This is a genomic window from Sphingomonas sp. SKA58 (assembly GCF_000153545.1).
GTDB lineage: Bacteria > Pseudomonadota > Alphaproteobacteria > Sphingomonadales > Sphingomonadaceae > Sphingobium > Sphingobium soli.
The window spans coordinates 605,290-616,423 of record NZ_CH959308.1 but is presented as its reverse complement, the minus strand read 5'-3'; the positions used below and the strand labels follow the sequence as shown (position 1 = coordinate 616,423).

5 protein-coding genes, 1 tRNA gene and 2 rRNA genes are annotated in these 11,134 nt (G+C 59.5%); 5 read left to right on the top strand and 3 right to left on the bottom strand.

Going from position 1 to position 11,134, the window contains the following annotated elements; translation table 11 throughout:
- The first annotated feature begins 123 nt into the window (after positions 1 to 123).
- The 4 genes from SKA58_RS18065 to SKA58_RS18050 all read left to right on the top strand — a co-directional run bounded on the left by SKA58_RS18065 (position 124) and on the right by SKA58_RS18050 (position 4,937).
- Positions 124 to 2,921, top strand: a 23S ribosomal RNA gene (locus tag SKA58_RS18065).
- Between the two features lie 152 nt (positions 2,922 to 3,073).
- Positions 3,074 to 3,188, top strand: a 5S ribosomal RNA gene (gene rrf / locus SKA58_RS18060).
- Positions 3,189 to 3,379: 191 nt separating this feature from the next.
- Positions 3,380 to 3,456: transfer RNA gene (locus SKA58_RS18055), tRNA-Met, on the top strand.
- Between the two features lie 194 nt (positions 3,457 to 3,650).
- Positions 3,651 to 4,937, top strand: coding sequence for a tyrosine-type recombinase/integrase (locus tag SKA58_RS18050; protein ID WP_009823938.1), 1,287 nt, complete (start codon positions 3,651 to 3,653; stop codon positions 4,935 to 4,937).
- Here SKA58_RS18050 and SKA58_RS18045 read toward each other — a convergent pair.
- On the bottom strand, positions 4,922 to 5,119 hold the full coding sequence (locus SKA58_RS18045) for a helix-turn-helix transcriptional regulator (RefSeq protein ID WP_009823937.1): 198 nt from the start codon (positions 5,117 to 5,119) through the stop codon (positions 4,922 to 4,924). The two genes, SKA58_RS18050 and SKA58_RS18045, sit on opposite strands and share 16 nt — an antisense overlap.
- A gap of 304 nt (positions 5,120 to 5,423) precedes the next feature.
- Between SKA58_RS18045 and SKA58_RS18040 the strand changes: the two genes are divergently transcribed.
- Positions 5,424 to 5,849 (top strand): hypothetical protein, encoded by a 426-nt coding sequence (locus SKA58_RS18040; protein ID WP_009823936.1) that lies wholly within the window; start codon positions 5,424 to 5,426, stop codon positions 5,847 to 5,849.
- Here SKA58_RS18040 and SKA58_RS18035 read toward each other — a convergent pair.
- Both SKA58_RS18035 and SKA58_RS18030 read right to left on the bottom strand, forming a co-directional pair.
- Entirely contained in the window at positions 5,833 to 9,549 is a 3,717-nt protein-coding gene (locus SKA58_RS18035; protein WP_009823935.1) for a conjugal transfer protein TraG N-terminal domain-containing protein, read from the bottom strand. The genes SKA58_RS18040 and SKA58_RS18035 overlap by 17 nt on opposite strands.
- Before the next feature lie 11 nt (positions 9,550 to 9,560).
- Positions 9,561 to 10,985, bottom strand: coding sequence for a conjugal transfer protein TraH (locus SKA58_RS18030; protein ID WP_037544097.1), 1,425 nt, complete (start codon positions 10,983 to 10,985; stop codon positions 9,561 to 9,563).
- Positions 10,986 to 11,134 lie beyond the last annotated feature (149 nt).

Sequence of the window (11,134 nt, the reverse complement as noted above, 5' to 3'; positions counted from 1 at the left end):
TGGCGGGGATCGCAAGATCCTCAAGATCGACAGGTGTTCGTAATCACAAATATATCTGGCTGAGTTAATGACCACATGCGCCGGGACGATCCGTCAGGATTGTCGTTGGTGGTGTGGGCTCTCAAGCGTGAGGTAAGGGCATCTGGTGAATGCCTTGGCATGTACAGGCGATGAAGGACGTGGCACGCTGCGATAAGCGTGGGGGAGCTGTGAGCAAGCTTTGATCCCGCGATTTCCGAATGGGACAACCCACCTTCACCATTTAAGACTGGTCCAGCCTTCTGGCTGGCCCCGTGTTAAATGGGAGAGGTATCACTAAGCTGAATAAAATAGGCTTTGGTGAAGCGAACCCGGAGAACTGAAACATCTCAGTACCCGGAGGAAAAGACATCAACCGAGATTCCGTTAGTAGTGGCGAGCGAACGCGGACCAGGCCAGCGCCTGATATTTAGTTAGCAGAACGATCTGGAAAGTTCGGCCATAGCGGGTGACAGCCCCGTATGTGAAAGCGAAATATCAGGACTTGAGTAGGGCGGAGCACGTGAAACTCTGTCTGAACATGGGGGGACCACCCTCCAAGCCTAAATACTCGTACATGACCGATAGCGAACCAGTACCGTGAGGGAAAGGTGAAAAGCACCCCGATGAGGGGAGTGAAACAGTACCTGAAACCGGATGCCTACAAGCAGTGGGAGGGTCCTTGAGACCTGACCGCGTACCTCTTGCATAATGGGTCTGTGACTTAGTGTATCATGCAAGCTTAAGCCGTTAGGTGTAGGCGCAGCGAAAGCGAGTCTGAATAGGGCGCCCATGAGTATGATGCATTAGACCCGAAACCCGGCGATCTAGGCATGACCAGGCTGAAGGTGCGGTAACACGCACTGGAGGGCCGAACCGTTTAATGTTGAAAAATTATCGGATGAGTTGTGTTTAGGGGTGAAAGGCCAATCAAGCCGGGAAATAGCTGGTTCTCCGCGAAATCTATTGAGGTAGAGCGTCGGATGATTGCCGTTGGGGGTAGAGCACTGGATGGATGCGGGGGTCGCGAGATCTACCAATTCTAACCAAACTCCGAATACCAACGAGTCTAGTCCGGCAGACAGACGGCGGGTGCTAAGGTCCGTCGTCAAAAGGGAAACAGCCCTAACCTACAGCTAAGGTCCCCAAGTCACGTCTAAGTGGGAAAGCATGTGGGATTTCCAAAACAACCAGGAGGTTGGCTTAGAAGCAGCCATCCTTTAAAGAAAGCGTAACAGCTCACTGGTCTAAATAAGAGATCCTGCGGCGAAGATGTAACGGGGCTCAAGACGTGCACCGAAGCTTAGGGTTCAGTCCTTTGGACTGAGCGGTAGCGGAGCGTTCCGTAGGCCGTTGAAGCGGGAGGGTAACCGACCGTGGAGGTATCGGAAGTGCGAATGCAGACATGAGTAGCGATTAAGAGGGTGAGATGCCCTCTCGCCGAAATTCCAAGGGTTCCTGCTTAAAGCTAATCTGAGCAGGGTAAGCCGGCCCCTAAGACGAGCCCGAAGGGGGTAGTCGATGGGAACCACGTTAATATTCGTGGGCCTGGTGGTGTGTGACGGATGGCGTAACTTGTTCGGCCTTATTGGATTGGTCCGGGCAGGGAAGTTGTCCCAGGAAATAGCCCCACCGTATAGACCGTACCCTAAACCGACACAGGTGGAATGGTAGAGTATACCAAGGCGTTTGAGAGAAGTATCCTGAAGGAACTCGGCAAATTGCCTCCGTACCTTCGGAAGAAGGAGGCCCCACATAAGCGCAAGCTCTTGTGGGGGGCACAGGCCAGGGGGTAGCGACTGTTTAGCAAAAACACAGGGCTCTGCTAAGTCGGCTTCAAGACGACGTATAGGGCCTGACGCCTGCCCGGTGCCTGAAGGTTAAGAGGAGGAGTGCAAGCTCTGAATTGAAGCCCAGGTAAACGGCGGCCGTAACTATAACGGTCCTAAGGTAGCGAAATTCCTTGTCGGGTAAGTTCCGACCTGCACGAATGGCGTAACGACTTCCCCACTGTCTCCAGGATATGCTCAGCGAAATTGAATTCTCCGTGAAGATGCGGAGTACCCGCGGTTAGACGGAAAGACCCCGTGCACCTTTACTGCAGCTTCAGAGTGGCATTAGGAAAGAACTGTGTAGCATAGGTGGGAGGCTTTGAAGCGATGACGCCAGTTGTCGTGGAGCCATAGGTGAAATACCACCCTGTTGTTTTCTGATGTCTAACCTCGCACCGTTATCCGGTGCAGGGACCCTCTGTGGCGGGTAGTTTGACTGGGGCGGTCGCCTCCTAAAGAGTAACGGAGGCGCGCGATGGTGGGCTCAGGACGGTTGGAAACCGTCTGTTAGAGTGCAATGGCATAAGCCCGCCTGACTGCGAGACTGACAAGTCGAGCAGAGACGAAAGTCGGTCATAGTGATCCGGTGGTCCCTCGTGGAAGGGCCATCGCTCAACGGATAAAAGGTACGCCGGGGATAACAGGCTGATGATTCCCAAGAGCTCATATCGACGGAATCGTTTGGCACCTCGATGTCGGCTCATCACATCCTGGGGCTGGAGCAGGTCCCAAGGGTTTGGCTGTTCGCCAATTAAAGTGGTACGTGAGCTGGGTTCAGAACGTCGCGAGACAGTTTGGTCCCTATCTGCCGTGGGCGTCGAAATTTGAGAGGAGTTGACCCTAGTACGAGAGGACCGGGTTGAACATACCTCTGGTGTACCTGTCGTCGTGCCAACGGCGCAGCAGGGTAGCTATGTATGGACGGGATAACCGCTGAAAGCATCTAAGCGGGAAGCCTCCCTCAAGATAAGATTTCATCGAGCCGTGATAGACCATCACGTTGATAGGCCGGATGTGGAAGTGCGGTAACGCATGGAGCTAACCGGTCCTAATTGCTCTGTTCGCGCTTAAACGGTTCTTCATTGAACCGCAGAGCCCCACCATCAACGACAGTCCTGATAAAACTGTCCTTGCCATGGTGGTCAGAAAACATAAGCCAGATACCAGATTACCCAAACGCACGGGCATCGATTAAACCCAATTCAAAAGCGCCAGCTCCATTGCTTGGTGACCATAGCGTCAGTGACCCACCCGATCCCATCCCGAACTCGGACGTGAAACCTGACTGCGCCGATGGTACTGTGGCTCAAGCCCCGGAAGAGTAGGGCGTCGCCAGGCATTGAAGCTCGCGCTTTTGATACATAAAACCCATTCACTCACCCTCGCGGCCAAGCGGCAACGGCCCGCAAGCCTGTCCTGAGCGACTGACTTGTCAGTCAGTCGAACGGGCCAAAGGCCGCCCGAGCTTATGCGAGGAAAAGCCAAGATCACAGATGTGATCGCCGGCGTTTGAGGACAAAATACCACGGCGCGGGGTGGAGCAGTCCGGTAGCTCGTCAGGCTCATAACCTGAAGGTCACAGGTTCAAATCCTGTCCCCGCAACCAACCTGAGGTTCAAAAAGACCAACAACGTCTTAAACGGACGTCATGAAAATGCCTATTTTCAGGCTGTTATCTCATGTAACATGGTTTCCAACAGGATCATAACCGCCCAGGTGGTTACCATGAGATTTGTTGGTAAATTTGTTGGTGCAAAGTTAGGATTCAAGTCTCGCGCACGGCGTCCAGGAGACTGATCCGTGCTGACTGATACCCTCATCCAATCCATCATCCCTGCCGCCCGGCCTATCAAAAAGGCCGATGGTGGGGGCCTGAATATCTGCGTTCTGCCCAATGGCCGACGCGAGTGGTGCTTCTCCTACCGTTTCCATCATAAGCAGAAGAGCATCACGGGAGGCGACTATCCGTTGATGAGCATCGACCGCGCCAGGGTCTGGCGTGAGGAGATGAAAGCGGCTCTCTCCGCCGGGAAAGATCCGGCCAACATCAAGCGCCAGCTCAAATATGAGGATCAGGCTGAGCGGACCACGTTCCGCCAACTGGCCTACGAATGGATGGTTGCCAAGCGACCAGGATGGTCTGATCGCTACGCCGGCGTGATTGAGCGCCGGCTCGAGGCAGACATCTTTCCCACCATCGGCAAGCTGTCGGTCCGGTCAATTCTCCCGCGTGACATGCTGGGAGCCCTCAAATGCATCGAGGATCGCGGAGCGACGGAAATGGCGCATCGCGTGCGTGCCTATTGCAGCGAGATCTTCCGCTTCGGCATTCCCGATGGCCGTGTGCTGACCGACCCCTGCAGGGATTTGGGAACGGTGATGCGCAAGCGCGCCGCAGTCACGCATCGATCGAAAATACCGATCAAGGAATTGCCGCACTTCTATGCGGCACTCAACGCAGATACGGGCTCCCGGCTCAGCCATCTTGCTTTGCGTTGGACAATCCTGACGATGGTCCGGACCACCGAAACCCGGCATGCGCAATGGAGTGAGTTTGAGGGACTGGGCGGACCTGAGCCGCTTTGGCGAATTCCGGCTGAACGCATGAAGATGCGGGTCGAGCATCTCGTGCCGTTGCCGCCCCAGGCGGTCGCGCTGCTCCGGGAGATCAAGGAGCTCAACGTCTACGGGAAATATGGCAATGAGCGCTTCGGCCAATATCTGTTCCCCGTGATCGGAAACCAGGGTGACACCATCAGTTCGAACCGCATGCTGGTCTTGCTCCAACGGCTAGGGGTTGGCGACAAGGCGACGGTGCATGGGTTCCGTTCGATCGCCAGCACCGTGCTCAACGAGACGGGCCTGTTCAAGCCCGACTGGATCGAACTTCAACTGGCGCATGTACCCGGCGGTGTTCGCGCCGTCTACAACGCCGCCCGCTATCTGTCCCACCGTCGGCAGATGCTCGAATGGTGGGCGGACTATCTCGACAAGGCCGAACAGGCTTCAGCGGCGATTGCCATCGAAAAGGCGACGCCGGCAAAGCCCAATGTCAGGGCGCTGGAGTGGTTTCAGTCGTCCTGGTAGGCGCTCGGCGCTTGCATCCAACGTAATATCCGCGATAGGCGCCAGGCGACCGCTCTGGCGCCTATCTTCTCTGGTGCCGGAAAGGTGCCAAGATGGATGTCGCGATAGATGGACGCTTTGGGCTTGCCCGTCTTCGCGATCACGGCTCTCAGTCGCAGAAACTGCTCTTTACTTTCGTCCATTTGCAAACCAACTTTCTTGTCGGTCTGCCCGCTGGAGCAGTATGCCGGTCGTGTTGCAAAGGATCAAGATGGATCAGATGAAAAATACATTGCACGGCGATTGTATGAAATCATCATGCAGCAGGTCCAGAATTTGGAGAGACGGCGATCTGGGAGAAAAGGAGGGAGGAGGATTGTCGTAGGCAGTGCGTTTTCTGTTTGAGAATTCAGCAGACGTTATGGCCCTATCAGGGGTACTGTTTCCCATATCTATGACCTTGAAGAGGTGGTAGATTTTGAAAGATCGGCGGCAAAGTGTTTGGGCATGATGGAAAATTCTCAACATCAAGGGCAGGCATCAGTTCGGCTCAGGGATTGGCTATGGCGCCCATGGCATGCGAAGCTTTGGTGGGCTGCGGTGCCCGTCTATTGGCTGGGGAGGCTCGCCTCGCTTCGATCGGAAGCAGTGGCGGAATTCTATCATTCTGCCCTCGCCGGACATCTCAATGTGATCTTTTTCCCGCCGCTCGTTGCGCTGATCCTGTCCTACGGCTTCCTCAAGCGATGGTTGGCTTTATTGCCAGCAGTTGAGGAAGGGGCTATCGACGAAGATGAGTTTTGGCCCCGCCGCCGATATGGTCCATCGCGAATGCCGAAGGAGTTCGATCCGCTCGATCCTGCCTCCGGCGCGTTGTGGGTCGGAAGTACATTGAACCCGACGAATCCGGGCTATGTTAATCGCGCTTCTTGAACGTCGGATCGCCGTCGAACAGTCCGTTGCCTATATCCGTTGAAAATCGACCGTTGCGGAGTAAAGACGATTGCTCAAGCGACGTCACCGGAGCATTGATATCTGTAGTGCCGCGACCGGCATCAGCCTGCCCAAGATATCGGTTTCGGAGCCCTTCTGAACCCAGAATTTCGCTTGCTAGTTGATCTGTGAAGGCGGCGGCCGGATTTGTTGTCCGAGTTGCATGACGTTCCGCATTGGCGATCGCCTGGCGGACGTCATAATTCACAATGTTGAGCTGGGAACTGGCGGTTTCGCTCGTGATGCCGCTTTCCTGGCTGGAAATGCTCAACGAACCAGCGGCGCGTCCGAGCGCGTGCCTGCCACCTTTTCTCGCCTTTTCCGATCCGCTCGCTGTGGACCCTGCGACATCGGCCCCTACCGCTATGCCGAAGGTGTTCTGGTCCTGTGCGGATCTGGCGATCGATCGGTCCCAACCGGTCTGGGCCATGATCGCTTGCACATCCCTCTGCAGCGTATCCGCGACCTGCGGCCTCAGACGCCAGTTGCCCTTGCGATCCATCTCGAACCCGCCCCGTAGCCAGTTCGCCATGGCGACCCGGCCTTCGGCGCCGCCGCCCATGAAATGCTCGATCGTGTCTGGGCCAGCCTGCTTGCCGGCCTCGAACCGCGTGCTGGTGTCATTGCGGGCGGATTTCTCGAACCCGGCGCTGCTCGATACCAGCAGGTCGTTGTGGGCAAGGCTGAACCGGGCATGGCCGCCATTGGCGACCGCGCCCAGCTGGCTCTCGTTGAGGAGGCCCGCCTTCCACATCTGTGCCGCGGTCGCGGGTGTCAGGTTGAGGCTGAAGTCACCATTCTGGTCCATGGCGATCTGCCGCTTGCTCATCTCGATGCCGTTGGCGCGTAGCAGGCCCTGCATTCGCGACAGGCGCTCACGTTCGACGATGCTGGTCATCCGAGCGTTTCGCGCGCGGTCGGCAATGCCACCGGGGCCACCTTCCGCCATATCGAGTTGGTTACCGCTGGCGTCGGCAAGCGTCCGAATGAAGCTGTCGAGCCGGGCGGCTTCGCGCGTCGACATGCCGGCCGCTTCGGCGCCTTGCGCAAAGCCGAAATTCTCCGATTGCCGCCGCTCTTCGCCGATCCGGGCAGCGCTGCGCGTGCCGTCATGGCCGACCTCACGTTGGGCATCGAGCTTGCCTGATCGATCGGCAAAGTCGTAGCCGGCGGCCTCCCTGGTCCGACCATAGACGCTTGTGCCCTCACGCGTCGCCTCGGCAGTCACCCCGTCTGCGGTGCCGAGCTCTGTCGCAGCCCTGTAGGTTTCAAGCGCCCTGGCGACCTGCGCCTCATTGCGGCCAGTGGCGCGGGAGAGCTGCGTGATGGCAGACGAGCGCGCTTCGCCGGAGAGGGCGTTGATAAAGGCGATGCGGCGGCTCATCTCGTCAACGGGGAGACCCAGCATGGCAGCGGCGTTGCGCTGGCCTTCATTGCCGCCCGTGCGGTGGGCCTGTTCGGTCGCGACATTGCCGCGCTCCACCCGTGCGACCCTATCTCCCGCATAATCGCGCCGCCCCTCCATCGCGCCGACCTGCACCTGCGCTGCCGTTAGATCATTGCGGAGCATCGACTCCTGAGTGAAGCTATTGGCGATCAGTTTCGCGAACGTTGGATCGGCGTTGGCCTCGGCCACGACGCCGCTTGCCTTGAGCTCGGCATCCTGAGTGTCATAACCGGCGCGTTCAAAATGCCGCGTCGCCGCCTGCATCATCATGCCATAGGCGCGGGTGTCGCCGAAGGCTCGCCATTGGACGAGGCCTTGGGTGAAGGCGCCGAACGCCTTCTCGCCGGCCTCGCCCGCGCCAAAATAGCGGGTGCCGAGGGTCCGCAGCGCATCCTTCTCCGCAAAATTGTGGATGGCGCCAGTAGCCGCCGCTGCGCGAACCGCGCTGATCGTTGCCGGGTCACCCAGGTCCCGGCCATAAAGCGCGGGCGCAAGGCCGCCCATTTCGCGGGCGGCATCGAGCGCGCCAAGCCCCATCGCCGCGCCGCCGGGCGCGCCAGTGCCATGGGATGCCGTGACCGCGCCCGCGGCGCCGAAGCTGCGATTGGCGCCAAAGCTTGATCGCTCGCCAAAATCCCCGAAGGTCGACGCCGCGCCACGGCGAACACCTGTGCCCATGGCCGAGGCCTGCGCTTCCAGCGCGGAGGCCAGCCCTTCCGACGTCGATACCCCGGTCGCAGCGGCCGAACCCTGCGCCTGAACGCCCAGCGACCCGCCGGTGAAGGAGGAGAAGACATTGCCGGAAAAGCGGAAGACGGTGAAAACGAACGCGCCGGCCAAGCCCGCCGCTGCCGTGCGGAAGCTCCCGAAGATCGCCAGCGCCTTCATGGCCGAGGAGGGGGCAAGCATCCAGGCATTGGCACCCAGGTGGTTGGAGCGCATCTCGGCCAGCACCGCCATCGCCCGCCCCAGCGTCAGCTGATAGATGCCCGCATCGATGACGCCCCAGAGCGCCACGAACACGAACAGCCCCAGCGCAAAGCTCGCGACCCGCAGGTTGATGGGGGTGAGGATGAACAGGAGGGCGATCGGCATCATGAACAGCATGATCCCAAACACGGTCGCGCGGATTGTCGGCATCCATTCGTTGGCGGTCGACATGGTCGCCAGGCCGCCCGCGACCACGGCCCGATTGGCCATCACCCGCGATGCCGTCGCCGGACTGTCCTCAAACAAAACATCGCCGACGCTCGTTCCCAGCAGCACATCGGTGAGGAACGCCTGGGCGGTGAGCGGCGTGCCCAGCATCATGTCACCCATCTCGGAGAGATTGCTGCGGCAGCGGGCGAGCTGGTCGGGCTTGTCGATGTCATAGCCGGTGCGCTGGCAAACCTGCGCCGAATAGCCTTCGAACACCGCGGGATCGGACAGCCGGTCCGCGATATGCTGCCAGGCCTCGTTGCAGCTGACCGTCGTCCCGCCCTTGTCGGCAGCGGTGAAGACCGTGCTGAACGTTGCCGGACCCGCCATCGCTGCGAACGAGGCATGGAGGTCGGTGCTGGTGCGGAAAAGCTGGTCGTCGTCGATCCCGTAAGCGGGCGAGACCCGCGCCACCGGATAGCATTGGCGGACATAATCCTTGATCGTCGCATCGAGAAAGGCGTCGGTCATCGGACCGCGCGGGCTTACCGCATTCAGGAACAGATCGAAGGCATGGCCGCCCGCGCCGAACTCCAGCTTGGCATGGGGGTTGAGCGTGTTGTCGTCGATCGTCTCGGCGAGCGTCCGCTCCATCATATTGGTGACGCCAGAGACCAGGACGATCAGGTTCGGAACATCGCCCACCGGCTGATAGGCATTGCGCACGCGGTCATAGACATGGACGGTGCCGGTGGTGGCGACGAGGCCGACGAACAGGCCGATCCCCACCAGCATCTGAAGGCCGAAAGCGACAAGGCCCATCCCCGTGCCGCGGATCATGGCGAGCACGGCGCCCAAAGCGAGGCCCACTACCGCGACGATCAGCACCAGCGTCTCATAGCGCGGATCGGCGAAGATCATCGAGACGAGGCGGAACGCATCGACCGTCTCGGCAAAACCGTCATAGGTGTGGAAACTCGTCTCCAGCGCCAGGGCGGGGGAGGTGATCGAGATCGCCGTCAGGCAGGCGAGGGTGTGGGCAAGGCGTTGCATTGACTGCCCTCTCAGCGGTTGCGGCTGGCGGCCGCGCCGGCCGCATCGCGCGCATCGCGGTCGCGCTGGCGGATGAGGCCGGCATAGCCGGTCGAGAGATTGGCCTGGGACAGGGCGGCCAAATAGGATTGGCGCATCTGCGCGCGCTGGCGCAGTACCTCCTCGCGCAGGTCTCGCAGTTGCTCGATGCCTTTGGTCAGAATGCGGGTCTGGCAGATATTGGCGCTCGCCCCGTCGCTGGCGCCCGCGGCATTGGTGCCGCGCTCGGCATTGAACAAGGCAAATTCAATGCTGCGCGAAAGGTCGTTCAGCATCTGATAGGCAAGGGTCAGCGCAACCAGTTCGTCAGTATCGCCGATCACTGAGTTCACCACATCCTGGCGCACGCCCCATTCGAGCATGCGGTAGACCGGGAGAGTACGAACATTGGCGACGAACTGCCGCTCCTCGGCCGTCAGCGCCGCACGGGTGCGGATTTTCTCGGCGATGGCGGTCATGCGCTCGCGGGTGAGCGCCAGCGCACCTCTGCCGCTATCCTGGGTGCAGTCGGCGGCGGTCGGCGGCATGGCGAGCGCCCGGCGCATCACCCGGCCGCTCAGGAAATCATCGGAGGATTCGGTATCCTGCGCCGCGCAGGCGGGGATCGCGGCAAAGAGCGGCACTTTGTCGGTCGCGTCCCAGCGCATATAGACGTCGCCCACCCGGGCGCGCATGACGCCCGCCCAATCCGACGCGCCGACGCGTGAGGCGGCATGGGCAAGGAGCGATCCGGTGCGGAAGATGTCGGTCACTTCTGCCGGGCAATTGGCGAGCGCGTCCTTCAGATCCTCAGTCGGGCTGTTGCCGTTCGCCTGGATCTTCTCGCGGCTCTGCTGATAGCTTTTGGCATAGCCTTCTTTCACCGACTTGTAGCCGGTCATCTCCTCGATGATGCCCGACATATTGTCGTCACCTTTGGCGATCTGGACCATGCGGTTGGCGAGGCGACAGTCGTTGACTTGAATGGAATTCAAAAAATTGGTGGCCGCCTCCATTTTCGAGATGATGTTGCCCATCTTCTCGTCGAGCGTCTCGAGCAGATATTGAAAGGCGACGGCGGGCGCGGCCTGGAGGATGCTTTCGAGCTTCTGGACGAGATAGTCAGGGTCGAGGAAGGACATGCCGCCCAGAAACATGTCGATGCCGCCGCATCCCGCCTTCACCTTGGGAAGGGTGAGGCTGGTCAGATAATCGCTATGAACATCGATCCGGCCCGACATGCCGCCTGCGGTCACATAGCCGCGGGTCTGGTCCTCGAAACTGCCGGGGCTTGTGTAGGTCACATTGTCGAACCAATGCTCGGCCCAACTCTGCGCATGGGCCGGCGCGGCGGTGAGGCCACACGTCGAGAGAAGGGCGATCGCGGATAAGACGGGGCTAGATATGAAGCGGCGCATGGCGGTTTCCTTGGTAAAGAAAGGACAGGAGAAGCCGGCCCGCCATGCGCGGACTTCTCGATATGTGAGGTGGAAAATCCGAGGGATCATCCTCGCAAATTCGGAATAGAGATACGAATGTGCGAGGATGAAGGAGCGCCAGACCAAGC

Coding starts and splice junctions, on each gene's coding strand:
- SKA58_RS18030 (WP_037544097.1), bottom strand. CDS start 10,985: ATGCGCCGCTTCATATCTAGCCCCGTCTTATCCGCGATCGCCCTTCTC.
- SKA58_RS18040 (WP_009823936.1), top strand. CDS start 5,424: ATGATGGAAAATTCTCAACATCAAGGGCAGGCATCAGTTCGGCTCAGG.
- SKA58_RS18045 (WP_009823937.1), bottom strand. CDS start 5,119: ATGGACGAAAGTAAAGAGCAGTTTCTGCGACTGAGAGCCGTGATCGCG.
- SKA58_RS18035 (WP_009823935.1), bottom strand. CDS start 9,549: ATGCAACGCCTTGCCCACACCCTCGCCTGCCTGACGGCGATCTCGATC.